This is a genomic window from Ureibacillus thermosphaericus, assembly GCF_002370195.2.
GTDB classification, from domain to species: domain Bacteria; phylum Bacillota; class Bacilli; order Bacillales_A; family Planococcaceae; genus Ureibacillus; species Ureibacillus thermosphaericus.
The window spans coordinates 208,871-228,643 of sequence record NZ_AP018335.1; the positions used below are offsets into that span (position 1 = coordinate 208,871).

The following is a 19,773-nucleotide window of genomic DNA, read 5'->3' on the forward strand; positions in this document are numbered from 1 at the left end:
GTCCTTCATTTTTTATTTATTCCATCCTTTTTCTTTAAAGCGAGAAATGGCTTCTATTCGATTTCCAACCCCAAGCTTATCTAAAATAGTGGAAATGTAGTTTCTTACAGTTCCTGTTGATAAATATAGTTCGGCAGCAATTTCCTTTGTTGTTTTTCCTTCTGCAACAAGCTCTAGCACTTGGCTTTCTCGTTCAGTTAATGGATTTTCGCTTTCTTCATCATATACAATATCAACGAGTTCTGGAGCATAAATTCTTCTTCCTTCCATAATGACTCGAATTGCATTTACTAACTCTTCAATCGGACTATCTTTTAGTAAATATCCTCTTACTCCCGCTTTTCTTGCTCGATCGAAATAACCAGGTCTTGCAAAAGTCGTTAAAATGATAATTTTACAATCTGTTTTTCCATTTAATTCTTCAGCAGCATCTAAACCGGTTTTTACTGGCATTTCAATGTCCATAATGCAAATATCTGGTTTTAATTCATTGACAAGTCGCACTGCTTCTTCACCATTTTTTGCACGCCCAACTACTTCCATATCATCTTCCATGTTTAATAGTGAGCTCAACGCTCCAAGTAGCATCCCTTGATCTTCAGCTATCACGATTCGAATCATCATACACTTCCTTCCTGATGAGTAATAGTAAGGGGAATGGTAATTGTTAATTTAGCTCCTGGATTATTTTCAATAGTTAACGTGCCGTTGATAAATTCTAATCGTTCTCGTATCCCTTTTAATCCATTCCCTTCATATCCAACTTTTTCATTGAGTCCTTTCCCATCATCTTCTATCATCATCATCACTTCATTTTCATTTTGTTGAATTTCGATTTTGCAATGTTTTGCACCGCTATGCTTTACGATATTTGTTACTGCCTCTTTTAAACACATGCTTAACACATTTTCGACTAATATCGGTATTTTCAGTTTATGGACATCCCCAATCAACTGATAGTGAATCTCAGCAGCTTGTAACATTTCCTCTACACGTATACATTCATCGCTCAACTTCACCGCTTTCATATTGGAAACGAGCTCCCGTACTTCCTTTAATGCAATTCTGGCCGTATGTCGTATTTCCTTAATTTCTTGAATTGCCGCTTTCGGATTTTTCTCAACCAACCTAGTCGCTAAATCGCTTTTTAAACCAATCATGGACAGTTTTTGTCCCAATGTATCATGCAAATCCCTTGCAATTCGCTGTCTTTCTTCGTGGATGATCAGTTCTGCAATCCGCTCCTTTGCATTTTCCAACTCGCCTTCCAAGTTTTCCTGCTTATTTCGGTTATAAATGGCAATCGGTAAAATGACTACCCCCACTACGGTGATAATGATAAAAGGGGTCTGGTCAAGAAAAGATTCCAATTCGATGAAATAGCCGGCTACGATTGATAAAATCGTAAACCCAATATGCAAACCGTACATGATATAAAATCCGACAGTGCTTTTTATATTCCCAATAAAGAAGGAAGTAAATAAAGCCAAATAAACATAACCATAAAATAAGGTCATGATGATATTCAGCACCATATCAAAACTGACCCACATATATAGGAGTCCGTTTTTCGACTGGAAGGAAAAATAATAAAATAAAAAATAGAGTAAAATGATGACTACGCCGAAAAAAATCTGGATGTGAGATAATGTACGAACAAGAAAATAGAAAGGCAAAATACAGAATATAATCCATATATATATACTGATCCATTTACTTTTTGGAAAAATCATGTACCAACTACGCATTGCTTTCATCAAGTCCTTTTTCTATTCATTATACACGGATAAATTAAAAAGGGGGCGTCTGAAAAGTCATTTTGAGACTCCCCTTCGCGGCTGTCGCACATGCTTAGCCGCAGATAAATTGCGACGAGGAGGCGCGTTTGATGTGACCACCGCATTAGCAAAGTTTTTAAGAGAATATTACTATAAGAAGTAAGGCTGTTCAGAAAGTGTTCGACTTTCTGGACAGCCCCTTCTCATTTAAGCCTCAACCGACTTTACTTTTCCAGCATACACTTTTTCAACCTCTTTAAAAGTTACAAACTTTTTCTTTTTTGGATCGTACAATTTATAACGTATCGATTGAAGGCTCGTTCTAATTGTAATAGTTGTCGCTTTTTGAAGTGGTGGTACAGAATTATGAGCGGCTTCTAAATAATAATTTGGTACTCTTGGCGCTAAATGATGGACATGATGATATCCAATGTTCCCAGTAATCCATTGAAGTACCTTTGGGAGTTTATAAAATGAACTTCCTTCTACTGCCGCCTTTACATAATTCCATTCCGGGTCATATTCAAAATAAGAATCTTCATACGTATGTTGAATATAGAATAACCAAATCCCAAGAGCTCCTGCAATAAACATCGTGGTACCATGTACTAGCAATACTGCCTGCCAACCAAATGCCATAATCAAAGAGAGAATAATACATAGTACCATTACATTTGAAAAATATGTGTTTAATCGCTCTTTTTCTTTAGCGTCTTTACGATTAAAGCGATTCAACACCAACACTAAATACAAAGGCCCTAATCCGAACATTACAAATGGATTGCGGTATAAACGATAAGCCAGTCGTTTCATTTTCGAAAGAGCCAAATATTCATCTACCGTTAACATATCGATATCACCAATGCCGCGCTTATCTAAATTGCCACTTGTTGCATGGTGAATTAAATGTTCCCTCCTCCATTTTGCATAAGGGAAGGAAGTGAGTATTCCCGTGATGTTACCAACGAGATCATTCGCTTTTTTACTTTTGAAAAATGAGCCATGAGTGCAATCATGAAAAATTATAAACGTGCGCACTACAAATCCAGAAGCAAGCACTCCGCAAAAAGCGCCAATCCATGGATTTGTATTCGCGAAACCATATCCAATTCCCCAAATGATAAGGAGGGGAATTATCGTATTCATTATCTGAATTATACTTATCTTTGTTTCCGATTTTGCAAAAGGAGCAACATCCTTACGAAGCTTTTTCGTCTTTTCAGCATCTGTCAATGACATCTTGTTTTCACCTGTTCCTATAATTTGTTATTATCATCGTACAATTGCATAAGGGTTTCCAGTAGAATCAAATATCATGTTTTTCACATTACAAATGTCATATAGACTTCGATGCAAAAAATGATTCATCCCATCCATATTTGAGATGAATCAAATCTTTATTAGTCATTCATATAATTCCAATTGATAATAGACAATATCCAACCATTTTCCAAATTTATATCCAACATGTTGTAATCTGCCGGCAAAATGAAAACCAAACTGCTCGTGCAACTTGATGCTTGCGATATTGTCAGAATCTATGAGCGCAATTAACGTTCTTACTTCTCTCTTTTTCGCTTCTTCGATTAATTTTTGCAAGAGTTTTTTTCCGATTCCTTTTCCACGATGTTTTGCTGAGACATAAACAGAATGTTCCATGGAATATTTGTACCCTTCGTTAGAAACAAATCGTTTAAATGCGGCAAATCCAACGACTTCCCCATCCTCTTCATATACGAACATCGGATTATTTTCCTTTTCAATTTCTAAAAACCATCTTTGTTTTCCTTCCAACGTTTCCGGCTCTGTGCGATATAGCGCTGTCGTGTTCAAAATGGCATCGTTATAGATTTCAAGTACACTATCGAGATCTTCCATTGTCATTGGACGAATCATACTGCATCTCCTCCTCATGGTTGCTAATTGAAAAATATGAGATGGTGAAAATCTTCACAAAATCCGTCGATATGTTCACAAGTCCTGTTGATAAAAATCAAGCACGTTGATATTTTCACAAAATCCGCCAATATTGTCACAAAATCATCCGATATGTTCACAAATCTTGTTGATAAAAATCGAGCGGGTTGATATGTTCGGGATTTTCATAAATCCATTTGCTAATAAAAATATCCCCTGTTGTTAGGGGATGCTCATTTTAAACATTGAAATATCTAGCGCTTGGGTGTGCAAAGACGATTGCTGAAACGCTTGCCTCCGGTTCCATCATATACCCTTCTGTCAAATGCACTCCAATTTGTTCTGGCTTCAGCAATTTAAACAGCTTTTCTTGGTCCTCTAAATTTGGACATGCCGGGTAACCAAAGGAGAAACGTTGACCTTGGTATTTTGCGGCAAAACGTTCCTTCATCGTAAAGTCTGTCGGATCTGGGAATCCCCAAACGTCGCGGATTTCTTGGTGAAGACGTTCTGCAAATCCTTCTGCAAGCTCGAGTGCTGTTGAAAGGAGGGCATGGCTTTCTAAAAATTTGCCTTCTTCTTTTAGTTGATCTGCTTTCTCTTTCGCTCCGTGTCCTGCCGTCACGACCATTAACGCTACATAATCCATTTCACCGCTATCAACCGGCTTTAAGAAATCAGCTAGACAAAGATATGGTTCCTCTTGTTGGCGTGGGAAATGGAATCGCTCAATTTCCGTTTTACAATCGAGCGGACTGTAAATGACCACATCGTCCCCATCGCTTTGTGCAGGGAAGAATTGATACATTCCTGATGGTTGGAGCAATTCGGAATTTAATATATTGGTTACTAAATCATATAATTCCGTTGCCCGCTCGTCGCGCTCCGCCAACAATTTCTCCACGTTGCCTTTCAAGCCGAGGTGGTGGCCGAGGAGTGTCCGCATATTAATATAAGGCTGTAAATGTTTGACGGAATAATTTTTCATGATGTGCACTTTTAAATCTTTCGGAACAAAAACGGGTGCATCCTCAACAGTTCGTGCTGGTCGTTTCGGAACTTCTTTGACTGGCCGCCTTGCCCGTTTCGCATCTGCTTCTAATCGTCTTTCACGAGACTCCCTAATTTCTTTTAATAATACTTCACGTTCATTCGGATCCATTAAACGATTGGCATGCTCTAATCCTTGCATTGCATCCTTAGCATAAATAACTGGTCCATCATATTCTGCAGCAATTTTTGTTTCAGTAAAACGTTTTGTTAAAGCTGCACCACCTACGAGAATCGGGATATTAATTCCTGCTGCTTTAAAGTCTTGAGCGGTTAATACCATTTGTTGTGCAGACTTCACCAACAATCCTGACAAGCCAACAATATCTGGCTTTTCTTTGCGAATGGCTTCAATTAATTCGGCAGGCGTCACTTTAATACCCAAATCAATCACTTGATACCCATTATTGCTTAATATAATATCCACTAAATTTTTTCCAATATCATGGACGTCACCTTTTACCGTTGCCAAAATCACTTTTCCTTTTCCAGAACTGTCTTCCATTTTCTCCATATACTGTTCAAGGTGAGCAACCGCCGCTTTCATGACTCCGGCACTTTGCAATACTTCCGCAACGATTAATTGGTTATCATTAAATAATCGGCCTACTTCTGCCATTCCGTCCATCAACGGTCCATTTATGATATCTAATGGTGTATCAAAGATTTTTCTTGCTTCTTCTAAATCTTCAATTAAGCCCTCTTTTGTACCTTCGACGATGTAGTATTTAAGCCGTTCTTCCACCGTTTCAGGAAGAGCAATCACTTTTTCTTCTTTCTTTTTATCGCGATAAAATGCCGTAAACTTCGCCAATGTTTCATCGTTTGTATTGAAGATTAAATCATTAGCTAATTGTATTTCTTCTTCCGGTAGAGAGGCATAACGCTCCAATTTTTCTGTATTAACAATGGCATAATCTAAGCCAGCTTGCGTGCAGTGATATAAAAATACTGCATTTAATACTTCCCTGCCAACTGGTGGGAGACCAAAGGAAACGTTACTAATCCCAAGAACCGTTAAAACTCTCGGAAATTTTTCCTTTATGAGTCGAATTCCTTCGATTGTTTCTTCTGCAGCGCCAATGTATTGCTCATCCCCAGTACCTACGGGGAAAACTAATGGGTCAAAAATAATATCTTCCGGCGCAATGCCCCATTTTTCCGTTAAAATTTTATAAGAGCGCTCTGCTATCGCCAATTTTCTCTCGCGAGTGACGGCCATTCCCTCTTCATCAATTGTGCCTACAACAACTGAGGCACCATATCTCTTCACGATTGGCAGCACTTTATCAAAACGTTCTTCTCCATCTTCTAAGTTGATGGAGTTGATGATTGCTTTTCCTTGAGAATATTTCAATGCTTCCTCTATCACTCGCTCGTCAGTTGAGTCTATGACTAAAGGTACTTTCACTTTCTTTACCACTTCTTGCATAAATCGGCGCATATCTTCTAGCTCATCTCGGTCAGGGTTCGCTAAACAGATATCAATCACATGCGCCCCGTTTTTCACTTGGGCTCGAGCAATTTCAGCCGCTTCCTCGTATTTTCCATCAATAATTAACTGCTTAAATTTACGAGATCCAATAACGTTTGTTCTTTCACCAATAAATAACGGACGCATTGAATCATCATAAAGCAGCGGTTCAATACCTGATACTGCATGTCCAAGGGATTTTTCCTTCTTCTTTCGAGGTTTATAGCCTTCTACTGCTTCACGGATTGCCTTTATGTGGGCAGGAGTTGTACCGCAGCATCCACCGACAATGTTTAACCAACCTTTTTCAGCAAATCCTTGCAATTTCTTCGATAAAGATTCGGGCGTTTCATGATAATGTCCCTCTTCATCTGGTAATCCAGCGTTCGGATAACAGCTTATATAGCTTGTAGATAATTCGGAAAGCGAGCGAATATGATCCGTCATAAATTCTGGCCCTGTCGCACAGTTAAGCCCAATTGAAATTGGCTTGATGTGTTCAATAGAAATATAGAAAGCTTCTATAGATTGCCCAGCAAGTGTTGTTCCCATTGGCTCAATCGTCGCAGAAACCATAATCGGAAGCTCTTTTCCAGTTTCTTTAAATGCCCGCTTCAAACCAAGGGTTGCCGCTTTCACGTTTAACATATCTTGGCTTGTCTCAAGTAACAATAAATCTGCGCCGCCTTCAATTAGTGCTTTCGCTTGGATATAGAAGTTTTCAGATAGCTCATCAAATGTAATACCGCCCGTTACAGACAATGTTTTCGTCGTTGGACCTATGGATCCTGCAACGAAGCGAGGCCAGTCGCTTGTTGAATATTTTTCAGCTTCTGCTTTTGCAAGTTCTACAGCCCTCTTATTAATTTCTTCTGCTTTATAACCTAATCCATATTCATTTAATACGAGTGGGGTTCCTCCAAATGTATTTGTAGAAATAATATCTGCTCCAGCTTCTAAGTACGCTCGATGGATTTTAGAAATGACATCAGGTCTAGTTAATACAAGGTGTTCATTACATCCATCAAATTCTTCCCCACCAAAATCTTCCGGTGTTAAATTTTCCTGCTGGAGCATTGTTCCCATTGCACCATCGATAATCAATATTCTTTTTTGCAATTGTTCCTCTATTGGATGGTTAACCATTTGCTTTAACTCCTTTATTTTGCTCGTCAAGTTGTTGAATATATTGCAATAGTTGTAAAGTGATTTCATATCGCATAAACGGCGTAATTAAATAAATGCCGTTGAAGTATTTCGTTGCTGTATCTAACAATTCTTTTGCAATTTCTAGTCCTACTTTTGTTTCTTGTTCTTTATTTCCGCTTACTTGTTGCATTCTTTCTAACACATCATCAGATAATTTAATTCCCGGTACTTCATGATGCAAAAATTCCGCATTTTTAAAGCTAGTAAGCGGCATAATTCCTATATAAATTGGTGTATCTAAATGTTTTGTCGCCTCATGAATTTCCACAATTTTTTCCTTCGAATAGACTGGTTGCGTAATGAAATAATCCGCACCATGTTCAATTTTTTTCTCTAGACGGCTGACAGCACGATCTAACACTCTCACGTTAGGATTGAAAGCCGCTGCTACTGAGAAATTCGCTTTTTTTCTTAGTGCTTTGCCAGAAAAAGAAATCCCTTCATTTAACTGTTTAATTAATGATATCAATTCCATCGATGAAACGTCATAAACACTTGTTGCACCCGGAAAATCCCCTACCTTTGTTGGATCACCAGTTACAGCCAACACATCATGAAGGCCAAGAGCATTGAGCCCCATTAAATGGGATTGCAGCCCAATTAAGTTTCGATCTCGGCAAGTAATATGTGGCATTGTGCGTATGCCATATTGCAGTTTTAAAATGGCCCCCATTGCCAAGTTGCTAACCCTTGGAGATGCTAGTGAATTGTCTGCCATCATGATAAGATCTGCCCCTGCATTGTAAAGAGCTTTTGCTCCTTCAACAAACTGTTCAATTTCAAGATGCTTCGGCGTATCCAATTCTACAATGACAGAACGTGCTCTTTTTGCTTTTTCGTGGAGAGGTTCAAAACTATGCGGTTCAGCCTCGCGAATGATTATTTCCCTCTGAGGTTTTGCCTCTTTCTTTTCAACCGGCTGAAAATGAGCAAGCTTCTTTTTCATCGCTTCAATATGTTTCGGTGTTGTACCGCAACATCCTCCAATGAGCCTTACTCCTTCATTGCATAATTCAACCGCTGCCCTTGCAAAATAATCTACTTCTGATTCGTAAACGACACGCCCCTCTTCAATATCTAATAAAGAAGCGTTCGGATAAACAGATAAATACGCTCGTTCAGGAATTTCTACCTGTTCAAAAGCCTGTATTGTGTGGTATGGACCAAGTCGACAGTTCACCCCTACAATATCTGCACCTAATTTTTCTAACTGCTTTAATGCTTCATTCAATTTCATGCCATTCATTAATACGCCCGGCTCTTGCATTGAAACTTGAGCAATGATGGGCATATCCGTCATGGCTCGTAACATTTTTAACGTCTCGCATAGCTCTTCAACATCATAATAAGTTTCTAACAACAAACCATCTAACTGCCCCGCAATTAGCACTTCTGCTTGTTCACGAACTGCTGCGAGAATTTCATCTAATGTATAATCTACTTTGCGAACACCACGGATACCACCAATCGAACCTAAAATAAACACTTCACTGTTCTTGGCTGCTTGTTTGGCAACACCTATCGCACCTTCGTTAATTTCCACTACTTTTGACTCCAAACCATAACGAGTGAGCTTGATTCGATTAGCGCCATATGTATTCGTTTGAATAACATCTGCGCCAGCTTGTATGTATTCCTTATGAATTTTTTTAATGATTTCCGGTTTTTCAATATTCATTTCTTCGTGACAATTTTCAAGTCCATATGAATATAACAGCGTTCCCATAGCACCATCTGCAACTAACACTTTATGTTTTAACGCATCTAGTAGCCCCATCCGAAATTCCCTCACTTTTCTTTACTTCATAAATTTTCTGTCAATTCATCTAATAGAAAAAGCCTTCTTGCGAAAGAAGGCTTGTCATTTCCTTTAGAAGTCACCTTATCTTTCGGCAATTGCCGCTGGATTTAGCACCTTACTAAACATTTTTAGTGGTTGCTGAAGCTTCACCGGGCCAGTTCCCTCCACTTCTCTTGATAAGTCATATTCGATTTTAAAATATCAATATAATAACTTACATCATAAAATCAATACTTCATTTTGTCAAGTTAATCAGTCGGAATTATTTAAAAAGTTGTTTATAATTTGTTTTGCTGTTTCTTTCCCGTTATCAATGCATGCACCAATTCCTACGCCGAAATAAGAGCAACCAGCAATGTAAATATTCGGATAGAGGTTATCTAATTTTGTAATTATTTCTTGCAAAGCTTCATGATGAGCTAAATCATAAGTTGGCATGGCATCGATCCATTTTGTAATATTCACAATGGTAGGTTGTGCTTCTATATTCAAACTGAGTTGAATATCGTTCAAAGCAACCTTTGTTAACTCTTCATCACTCATTTTCATTAATTCTTGGTAGCGAGGATTACTTTCTTTATAAAACAGTCGAACAAGTAGATTTCCTTCTGTTGAAGTATGCTTCCATTTACGGCTTGTCCAAGTAGAGGCATTACATAATAAGTCGCTGTTGTAGGAAACGATAAATCCAGTGCCATCCTTAGGCAAAATAGAATCTGGTAGATCGAAGCCTACATACATCGTAATGGCTGATGCATTTTTAAATTTGTTGAAATAAGGATTTAATTCATCATTATTTAAAACTTGCTTCACGACTTGGTTGGGCAATGCTAACACAACAACATCCGATTCCAATTTTTCTCCGTTAGCGAAGGAAATTTCATAACGTTGTTCTTTCTTCTCAACAAGAACTGTTTCAGTATCTTTATATATTTCTACATCCACAAGCAGTTCTTCCATTCGATCAATTAGTTGAGATAGTCCATTTTTAAAAGAAAGGAATTTTTTATTCGCTTCCCGTTCAAACTTTTCCCGATTTGCTTGCAAACCTTTCATTATACTTCCATATTCATTTTTGTAATCAACTAAGTATGGAAGCGTAGAGGCAATGGACAATTTATAAATGTCCCCTGAGTAAACACCAGCTAATACAGGAGCTATTTGTTTCTCCACTATTTCTTTTCCTAAAAAGTATTCTAAGAAATCTCCGATGGAACTTTCCTTCGTAAATTTCGTATTCGGTATTTCCTCATCTTTTAACACTCGTTGTTTCCCTTCTTCTGAAATTAATGTGCTCGCCTTTAGGGATTCGAGAGTCATAGGAATGCCAAATACAGAGTCCTTTGGAATCGCATGTAATTCATTATTGGTGTGAATATAAGAAATTCCTGTTTCGTTATATACGACTTCTGATTCAAAATCTAGTTCCTTTACAAGTTCCATTACGCTTGGATATCGTGCTACAATGGAATCCGCTCCCGTTTCCATGATGAATCCTTTTTCACGCTCTGTGTGCATTTTTCCGCCAAGGTACGGATTTTTTTCCACAAGTACTAAACGGGCAGGAATTTCATTTTCCTTTAATTGTTTTTGTAAATAATACATTGTGCAAAGTCCTGTAATTCCTCCACCGATAACCGTTACCGTTTTCATTCGTTACAACTCCTATAAGATCTTTTTACCGTACTTTTAGTATAATCTTTTTTTATAACTCTTTCTGTGTCGGCTTTAGTAAATTTCAACATAGTAAACAACAAATATGCTTTTCGACTGTTCAATTTATTACAAAAGGATTTTTGATAACTCATCCAATTATTAAACAATATAAAACAGCCCTCTCCACTACACTACAAAGGACTGTTTCACTTTATTCATCTAGTTTTTCATAAAATAAATCTGCAAATGTAAGTCGTTTCCGTCTGTTCTTCATAGCATGTAATTTTCTGTCATTCCCATTACATTACGGAATCACGGAATGTAGTAATGCAATACTTTTTAGTGTGCTTATTATTCATTATACTCATTTTGCTTTTGTTGTTTTGCCAGTTCTCGCCAGCGGGCTGCCGCTTTTTTATCTACTTCAACATCAATCCCATTTTTGTAAATGTATGCGATATTTAACTTTGCTTGATAATCTCCTAGCAACGAAGCTCTCTTATAATAATAAAGTGCTTTCTTTCCGTTTCTTTCTACACCGATTCCATTCTCATATAAAAACCCTAAATTATAAATTGAATCAATGTGATGGTATTCCGCTGCTTTTTCAAACCACTCAATAGCAAGAGGGACATTCCTCTCCCTGCCCAATAGCCCCTCAAAATAGATGGAACCCATTCGATATTGGGCATCGAGATCCCCGCCTTCAGCTGCCTTCAAATAATATTGAAATGCTTTTTCGACATCTCTATTTACCCCAATTCCTTGCTCATACATAATTCCTAATGTAAACATTGCTTCTACAACATTCTGTTTTGCAGCCACTTCAAACCATTTTAAAGCTTCCTTATAATTTACATTGCCTACTTCACCGTTTAAATACATATCTGCTAAGTTATTAGCTGCATCAGGATGTCCGTTTTTTGCTGCCTTTTTATATAATGAAAAAGCCATTTCATTATCTTCTTCAACGCCAAGTCCTTCGTAATAGCAATTAGCCAACTGATATTGCGCTTCACTATTTCCCGCTTTACTCGCTTTTTGCAACCAATAAACAGAAAGAGAATATTCCTCCATAATCCTGTATATATCTGCTAATTCAACCATCGCTTCTACGTTCTTTTCATGGGCAAGTTGGTATATATTTTTCGCTTCTAGCATTTGTTCTTCTGTAAGCAAATGACGCAATTGTTGTAAACGCTCTTCAAATCTTTCCTGCATCTCTAATTCCATCACCATCGACACCTTATCTTTATTTAAAATATTCCACTAAATAATTTTTAAATTTCGTTGCAGCAGGAGACATATAACGGCCTTTAACCCATGATACACCGATTTTCCGCTCACAAATGGGCTCTTTAACCGATATTTTTCTTACATTATACTCATTCAATCCTTTAATGTCTGGAATAATCGAAATACCATGGCCAGCACTAACAAATCCTGCTACTGTATGTGGATCTTCTCCTTCAAATGTAATATTCGTTTTAGCAATTCCCACATCTTTTAATAATTGGTCTACAATATGACGTAATGCATTCCCTTTTTTTATAGATACAAAAGGTTCATCTTTTATTTCAGACAAATTGATAAATTCTTTATTTGCAAACCGATGATTTTCTGGAACGATAACAAACAATTCTTCCTTCCATAATTCAATCCATTCAATATCAACTATTTTTGATTCAATACGTTGGGATAAACATAAATCGATATCCCCTTCTTCCAACAATTCTAATAAATTCAATGAAGAAGCTTGAGTTAAAGTAAACTTGATATTCGGATATTTTTCGTGAACATGAGCCATCAATTCAGGCACAATCTCCATCCCTAAAGTGTGGATAAATCCTAATGATACCTCTCCATATCCTGGCATAATCAATCCATTGATTTCCTGTTTCGCTCGATTATATTCTTCTAAAATCGTATTCACTCTTTCCAAAAAAAGTTTTCCATAGCGATTCAATACAATGGAACGGCCTTGCCTATCAAAAAGAGGTACTCCAATTTCTTGTTCGATATTTGAAATCGACTTACTTAATGCCGGCTGAGAAATGTTTAACAATTCTGCAGCGTGAGTCATATGTTCTATTTCAGCAACAACTTTGAAATATTCCAATTGTTGTATTTCCATTTACATACCCCTTTTGTTAATTGATAACCATTTAGAATGGTTTTGATAAAAATAATAAATTGTATTTATGTAAGGCTGTATCTATAATAAGTTTACAAGATTGATTTGCATAACAAAATTCATTTTAAAAAACAAGATATTTTCATTTTTTTTCATTTTATTGTAACATTATTTATAAAAGGAGTACTTCATAATGAAAATCGTTTCGCCAAAACCATTTACTATTGAGACGGGAAAACGCGCTGTCTTATTACTACATGGTTTTACAGGCAACACTAATGATGTGAAGCGTTTAGGTCGTTATTTAGCAGATCGCAATTATACGGTTCATGCTCCTTTATATAAAGGGCATGGAAGTGATCCTTTAACCCTTATCAACACAGACCCGATCGAATGGTGGAATAGCGCTGTTGAAGGTTACGATGAACTTCGCAGAAGAGGGTATAAAGAAATTGCGGTTGCTGGTGTTTCTTTAGGCGGCATTTTCTCACTACGCCTAGGCGAAGAACGACCAATTAAAGCAATCGTAACAATGTCAGCACCAGCGTTATCTAAAAGTGTTGACAGCTTACAACAACGTATTATTAGCTACACTATTAATTACAAAAAATTAACTGGCACATATAATGAAGATGTAGATAAACCAGAAAACTTAGCGAAAACATATCGAATGCCGAAGCTAGAATACTTGCAAGGCATTATTAATGATACAAGCGCGAAATTAAATCAAATAGATAAACCTGTTCATATTTTACGTGGGTTAAATGATGATGAATACTACTGCCAAAGCGCAGATTACATTTATAACTCTGTAAAATCGCGCATTAAATCTGTTAAAAGCTTTATTAATTCAGGTCACATTTTAACTGTAGATAAAGAACGTGACCTTGTATTTGAAGAAGTATATCGCTTCTTTGAAAGTTTAAAATGGGAAGAATAATATTTGAATCTTCTCAACATAATAAATAATGTATCCCCTAGCAAATTCCCCAATTTGCTATAAAATATATGTCCTTGAGACATACATCCCTTTGGCAAGCTACGAAATAGATCCCCGTCTAACTTCGTAGCTTGTTTTTAATTTATATATAGGAGAAGCTTAAATAAGTTAAGCATGTTTTTTACTCAATTACTTTCCCATACACACCGCCTCCGCCAACCTCAATATTTAATTTTCCTCTTCTTGCTAAATCAATTAGATTAGCAATTTTCTTTGGAACCACTTGCTCCAATTGTTCTACCGACACTTCATGTAAAATAGCCATTTCCGTACCGAAAGCTTCAATCAATCGACGAATCGTCTTTGCTCCAACTCCCGGGATAAAATCTAACGGAACTTGATGGATATATGGTGGTCGATGACGAGTAGGGGGTTTATGATCCTTCAATTCGTTTATTCTTTTAGAAACGCCCTTTACCAAATGGCTGCTTCCGCATGCTGAACATGATTCTTCCGATTCAACATGTTCACCACATTCTTGACAAACAGTGGAGTGATACTTTCCTAATAGAGGATTTAATCCATAATTCGCTAAAATCTTTCGGCCGCCTTTTTCTTGTAAAGCGTAAACAAGCTCTTTAAAATTTGCATCCTCCAGTTGAACTTTTTGATATTCTCTTGCCAGTTTCCCTAAAGAATGAGCATCTGAGTTTGTGACGAAAGGATATTTTTCAAGTTCACTAATTCCTTGCACCATATATGTATCAGAGCTCAATCCAAGTTCAATGGCATCAATTCGTTCAGGATCAAACACTTCCGATAAGCTTTTTTCTACTCCCTTTCCATAAAGGCTTTTAAAAGGTGTAAACACATGGGCTGGAATAAATAGCCCCTCTAATTCTTGTACTTTTTGTTGTAAAGTCCTCCCATCACAATAGATGCGTTGTGAACTTAAATGAATATTTTTCAAAAGAGGACGCATCCATTCGGAAAATTTCTTCATGTACTCAAGAGTTGGAAAGAAGGAGAGAACATGAATCGGCCCCTTACAGTGTTCATCAAAAATCTCGATTTCCGAGCCTGGAATGAGTGTCGTCTTATCAAATCGCAATCCCCCTTCCGGAAGAAGCTCAATTCTTTGTTCTTCTACCAGTTGTTCGATTTCCTTTATGACTTCAGGTGAATGGCAATCGATTATCCCAACGATGTCAAGTCCTTTTTGACTTGAGGCGGTTTGTAATATATTTTTTAGCGTTAAATTTTTACTCCCTGTTATTTTTACTGCTCGTCCACTCTCAGTTCTTCCGATATGTATATGTAAATCTACATAGTAATTCTTCATCTTTTCACGTCCTTGTAACTTAAATTTTATTTTAGCATATTTTTTTCGTAAATTTTTCGTATAAAAAAGGACATTACAAAGGAGTTAATCTTTGGAATGTCCCTTTACTCAAAATGTATTTATTAAATTTTTTCTAATGAAGTGTTTCACACATCAATCAAAAAATTAAATAGTGCAACATTATGCTTCTTTTTTCTCTTTTGTTTTTTTCTTTCTTGTGGCAGGTTTCTTTTTCGTTTTATTTAATGATGCTTCTAGAGCACTCATCAAATCGGTCATATCAGGTGGAATGGCTGGATTTTTCTCCGCAGCTGTTACGGTTTCTCCCGCTTTTTTCTGCTCAATCAGTTCGAGAAGTGCTGTACGATACTCATCATGATATTTCTCTGGTTCAAATTTTACCGTCAGTTGATCAATTAACATCAATGCAGTTTCTAATTCTTTTTGTACAACCTTTTCATCACTCGGGATATTCGGAACATCTTTAGCATTTCTAACTTCATCTGGAAAATAAATTGTTTCCATTAACAATGTATCTTCATATACCCGAACAACTGCTAATTGTTCTTTTGAACGTATAGTAATTTTAGCAACTCCGATTTTTCCTGATTCTTTCAACGCTTGACGTAGCAAAGCATATGCTTTCAATCCACCTGTATCAGGTGATAAAAAATAGCTTTTTTCAAAATAAATTGGATCGATTTCTTCTAGCTTGACAAATTCTATAATTTCTACAGCCTTTTCTTCATTTTCTTTCCTCAATTCTTCCAAATCTTCCTCATCCAACACGACAAATTTATTCTTTGCGTATTCATAAGCTTTGACAATCTCTTCACTTTTCACTTCTCTGTCGCAAACGGGACATACCTTTTTATAATTAATGGGACTATGACATTCTTTGTGAAGCTGTCTAAGTTTTACATCTTTATTTTCTGTAGCTGCGTGGAGTTTAACAGGTATATTCACTAACCCAAAACTGATGCTACCTTTCCATATCGTATGCATAGCGTCACCTACTTTTTTCTTATTATGCTTAAATGAAAAATAACTATGTATAACCTTTAACCTCTGTTCAACAATAATGAAAAAAGAGGTTTTCGTCATGAAGCCAATGTTATTAACTTCAGTAGAGGAGTTACCTGTAGGTGACGAGTGGATTTATGAAGTTAAATATGATGGTTATCGAGCGATCTTGGTATGGGAAAATGAAATTCCTACCATTATCAGCAGAAATGGCAACGAATTAACACCACTTTTCCCTGAATTAATTGAATTTTGTAAGCGGTATTTTTCGTTCGTTAAATCTTTTCTTCCACTAACTTTAGATGGGGAAATTGTATACTTAGAAAACAATTTTCGAAGTAATTTTTCTATCGTTCAATCCCGGGGAAAAACAAAAACAAAACAAAAAATTCAACAAGCTAGCCAAAAATTTCCTTGCCGATATATCGCTTTTGATTTACTGCAATTCAAAGGAAAAGAAATGCATTTCTTTCCTCTATCCAAAAGAAAAGAACATTTAAGTCAGCTTTTTTCAAAGGCGAACCTCCCAAAAAATATACAATTTTTCTGCCGTGGACAAATACAATGTATTGAAAGCTTCCAACAGAGGGATGTTCTTTGGAAAATCATTAAAGAGCATAATGGTGAAGGAATGGTTGCAAAACGAAAAACAAGCCTATGGATTAGTGGAAAGCGTTCAACGGACTGGTTAAAAATAAAAAACTGGCGACTTGTATCCGTTGTTGTCCATTCCTTCAACAAAGCAAACGGCTATTTTACAGGTGCAATTTTTAAAGAGCATCAATTAATAGAAGTAACAACTTTTAAACATGGTTTGTCCGATGAAGAATTTAACACATTGGGATCGTTTTTTGAGACGAAAGGAGAAAAAATCTCCAGTTCAATTTGGACTTTACCTCCTTCCATTTGCGTTGACATTGCATGTATCGATTTTGATGGAAAAACATTAAGAGAACCTCGTTTCCATTCTTTTCGTTTCGATTTACTACCAGAAGAATGTAATTGGAAAACATTTTTAAAACAACTTCATCCCATACCCGAACATGTACAAGTTACTCATCCTGAAAAACCAGTCTGGCCGAAACTTAATTTATTGAAAGATGATTATATTCTTTATTTAGACATGATTGCTCCCTATTTGCTTCCCTTTTTACAAAACCGAGCTCTAACGGCGATTCGTTATCCACATGGCGTTCCTGGCGAAAACTTTTATCAAAAAAATGTACCAGACTACGCACCTGATTTCGTTCAAACTATGCGGATCGATTCTATTGATTATATTGTTTGCAACGACATACCCACATTATTATGGCTAGGCAATCAATTAGTATTGGAATTTCATATTCCTTTCCAAACGATTGACACAACCTATCCAACAGAAATCGTGTTTGACTTAGATCCACCTTCCGTCAGCGAATTTCCATATGCCATTGAAGCAGCTCTAAGAATGAAAGCAATTTTTGATCGATTTCAGCTGCAATCATTTGTCAAAACGTCTGGCGGAAAAGGTTTGCAACTCTATATACCGTTGCCAAAAAATCAATTCACCTATGATGAAACCCGCATCTTTACTGAATTCATTTGTAAATTTTTAGTAAATCAGGAGCCGAATATTTTTACATTAGAGCGGTTAAAAAAGAAAAGAGGAAATAAGTTGTATTTAGATTATGTGCAACATGCAGAAGGAAAAACAATTATTGCACCATATTCTCCCCGTGGAAATGAATTAGGCTGTGTCGCAACACCTCTTTACTGGGAAGAGGTGAAAGAAGGATTGCATCCAAATAACTTTACGATTCCAAAAGTGGTTGAACGACTGAATACGTTAGGCAACCCATTTAACAATTATTTTGAGGCTGGAGAAAAACAGAATTTTAAAGAAGTCATTGAAGAATTAAAAAATATATTAAAATAAAAAATCCTCCATCAAAATTGATGGAGGTCCATATTAATGATGATGATGGTGATGATGGTGTTGATTACCTTGAATTTTACATAATACAGAATCTTCATGTACATGATCAGCATCTTCTATTTGTACGGTCATATGTGCAATTCCTAAATGCAGCAGTTCATGCTCAATTTTTCTTAATATCTTCTGAGTTTCTTTTAACGTTAAATGTTCATCTACCACTGCATGACAGGATAGTGCGTTTTGTCCACTTGTAATACTCCATACATGTAAATCATGGATACCGATAATACCAGGCGTATTGCTAAATAATGAAATAATTTCATCTATATTGACGTTGCTTGGTACACCTTCCATTAAAACATGAATGGCATCTTTCGTTACTCGATAGCCGCTATTTAAAATAATTATTGCCACAATAATACTTGCCACTGGATCCATCCATCCCCAGCCAAGGAACATGATGGATAGTGCTGCTACAATTGCTGCAACTGAACCTAACATATCTCCAATAACATGAAGAAAAGCAGCTCTCATATTTAAATTATCGTGAGTATCGCCACCGCGCATTAATATCCAAGCCACAAGCACATTCACTGCCAACCCGACAATTGCAATTCCAAGCATACCAACAGATGCAATTTCCGGAGGGGAAATGAAACGTTCAATTGCTTCAATAACAATAAAAATTGAAATAAGAATTAATGTAACACCATTAAAAACCGCCGCTAATATTTCAAAACGTCGATATCCATAAGTTCTTGAATAATCTGCAATCTTTTCACCAAACTTGAAGGCAAGCACACCAACTCCTAGCGATACTGCGTCACTCAACATATGTCCAGCATCCGAAAGAAGTGCAAGACTGTTTGTTAATAAGCCGCCGATCGCTTCTACAATCATATATGTGGCAATAATGAAAAATGCAATAGTTAATGTTTTTTTGTTAGCACCATGAGTATGATCATGGTGTGCATGATTATGGCCATGCCCCATCAGTAAACCCCCTTTATATTAGTATATATTCATATAAAAATAAATGTTCTTAATGTTTAGAATGCTCTATTGTTTGATGTAACATATGCATCACGTGGTCATCATCGTGAGAATAGTAAAGTGTTGTACCTTCTCTGCGATATTTGACAAGCCTTAAGTTTTTTAAAAATCGTAACTGATGAGAAACGGTAGGTTGACTTAAATTTAATTTTTTTGCAATCTCATTAACCGAATACTCATTGTGTGAAAGTAAATATAAGATTCGTATTCGAGTTGGGTCGCTTAACGCTTTAAACGTTTGAGAAACTAAAAATAATGTTTCATCATCTAAATCATTATGTTCCGAATTTTCTTCTTGATGAATGAATTCGTTTTCCATGTTTAACACACCTCGAATAATTTCTTATATGAACATTTGTTCATATAAATATATTATAAATCATAGATTTCTCTATGGGAAGTAGTGAAAGAATATAATTTACTCTAAATAAATATCGACTAATTAATGTTAAAAAAGAAAGTATTCGTGAAATTTTGACAT

Annotated in this window: 15 protein-coding genes and 1 riboswitch; of the genes, 2 read left to right on the forward strand and 13 right to left on the reverse strand. The window is 36.5% G+C overall.

Annotated elements, in window-relative coordinates; all coding sequences use genetic code 11:
• Positions 1-12: 12 nt before the first annotated feature.
• From UtA1_RS01020 to UtA1_RS01060, 9 genes are all read right to left on the reverse strand, one after another.
• A complete protein-coding gene (locus UtA1_RS01020) occupies positions 13-621 on the reverse strand; it encodes a response regulator transcription factor (RefSeq protein ID WP_026019112.1) in 609 nt (202 codons plus the stop codon).
• Positions 621-1,748, reverse strand: coding sequence for a sensor histidine kinase (locus tag UtA1_RS01025; RefSeq protein WP_172597798.1), 1,128 nt, complete (start codon positions 1,746-1,748; stop codon positions 621-623). The genes UtA1_RS01020 and UtA1_RS01025 overlap by 1 nt, the downstream gene beginning before the upstream one ends.
• 237 nt (positions 1,749-1,985) lie before the next feature.
• Positions 1,986-3,017: a fatty acid desaturase gene (locus UtA1_RS01030; RefSeq protein WP_096549762.1), complete on the reverse strand. Its 1,032-nt coding sequence runs from the start codon at positions 3,015-3,017 to the stop codon at positions 1,986-1,988.
• Positions 3,018-3,182: 165 nt separating this feature from the next.
• The gene (locus UtA1_RS01035; protein WP_096549763.1) at positions 3,183-3,674 is read right to left on the reverse strand and encodes a GNAT family N-acetyltransferase; all 492 of its coding nucleotides are present in this window, start codon (positions 3,672-3,674) and stop codon (positions 3,183-3,185) included.
• 259 nt (positions 3,675-3,933) lie between these two features.
• Complete coding sequence (gene metH, locus UtA1_RS01040) at positions 3,934-7,365, reverse strand: methionine synthase (RefSeq protein WP_096549764.1); 3,432 nt, start codon at positions 7,363-7,365, stop codon at positions 3,934-3,936.
• Positions 7,358-9,205 (reverse strand): bifunctional homocysteine S-methyltransferase/methylenetetrahydrofolate reductase, encoded by a 1,848-nt coding sequence (locus UtA1_RS01045; RefSeq protein ID WP_096549765.1) that lies wholly within the window; start codon positions 9,203-9,205, stop codon positions 7,358-7,360. The genes metH and UtA1_RS01045 overlap by 8 nt, the downstream gene beginning before the upstream one ends.
• A 102-nt stretch (positions 9,206-9,307) precedes the next feature.
• Positions 9,308-9,412, reverse strand: a riboswitch (SAM riboswitch).
• Between the two features lie 69 nt (positions 9,413-9,481).
• Complete coding sequence (hemG, locus tag UtA1_RS01050; RefSeq protein ID WP_096549766.1) at positions 9,482-10,882, reverse strand: protoporphyrinogen oxidase; 1,401 nt, start codon at positions 10,880-10,882, stop codon at positions 9,482-9,484.
• A gap of 354 nt (positions 10,883-11,236) precedes the next feature.
• Positions 11,237-12,118 carry a tetratricopeptide repeat protein gene (locus tag UtA1_RS01055; RefSeq protein WP_172597799.1) on the reverse strand — a complete coding sequence of 294 codons (882 nt, stop codon included), beginning with the start codon at positions 12,116-12,118 and terminating at the stop codon, positions 11,237-11,239.
• A 19-nt stretch (positions 12,119-12,137) separates the two neighbouring features.
• Positions 12,138-13,019: a LysR family transcriptional regulator gene (locus tag UtA1_RS01060; protein WP_016838942.1), complete on the reverse strand. Its 882-nt coding sequence runs from the start codon at positions 13,017-13,019 to the stop codon at positions 12,138-12,140.
• Positions 13,020-13,212: 193 nt separating this feature from the next.
• On the opposite strand from UtA1_RS01060, the gene UtA1_RS01065 reads away from it, so the two are divergent.
• Entirely contained in the window at positions 13,213-13,959 is a 747-nt protein-coding gene (locus UtA1_RS01065; protein WP_016838941.1) for an alpha/beta hydrolase, read from the forward strand.
• A 181-nt stretch (positions 13,960-14,140) separates the two neighbouring features.
• Here the strand turns inward: UtA1_RS01065 and UtA1_RS01070 are convergent, their stop codons facing one another.
• Both UtA1_RS01070 and ku read right to left on the reverse strand, forming a co-directional pair.
• Positions 14,141-15,301 (reverse strand): endonuclease Q family protein, encoded by a 1,161-nt coding sequence (locus tag UtA1_RS01070; RefSeq protein ID WP_016838940.1) that lies wholly within the window; start codon positions 15,299-15,301, stop codon positions 14,141-14,143.
• Positions 15,302-15,481: 180 nt separating this feature from the next.
• Positions 15,482-16,306 carry a non-homologous end joining protein Ku gene (ku, locus tag UtA1_RS01075; protein WP_096549768.1) on the reverse strand — a complete coding sequence of 275 codons (825 nt, stop codon included), beginning with the start codon at positions 16,304-16,306 and terminating at the stop codon, positions 15,482-15,484.
• 97 nt (positions 16,307-16,403) lie between these two features.
• On the opposite strand from ku, the gene UtA1_RS01080 reads away from it, so the two are divergent.
• Positions 16,404-18,239 carry a DNA ligase D gene (locus UtA1_RS01080; protein ID WP_096549769.1) on the forward strand — a complete coding sequence of 612 codons (1,836 nt, stop codon included), beginning with the start codon at positions 16,404-16,406 and terminating at the stop codon, positions 18,237-18,239.
• A gap of 33 nt (positions 18,240-18,272) precedes the next feature.
• On the opposite strand, the gene UtA1_RS01085 is transcribed toward UtA1_RS01080, so the two are convergent.
• On the reverse strand, positions 18,273-19,232 hold the full coding sequence (locus UtA1_RS01085; RefSeq protein ID WP_096549770.1) for a cation diffusion facilitator family transporter: 960 nt from the start codon (positions 19,230-19,232) through the stop codon (positions 18,273-18,275).
• Positions 19,233-19,281: 49 nt separating this feature from the next.
• Positions 19,282-19,611: an ArsR/SmtB family transcription factor gene (locus UtA1_RS01090; RefSeq protein ID WP_016838936.1), complete on the reverse strand. Its 330-nt coding sequence runs from the start codon at positions 19,609-19,611 to the stop codon at positions 19,282-19,284.
• Positions 19,612-19,773 lie beyond the last annotated feature (162 nt).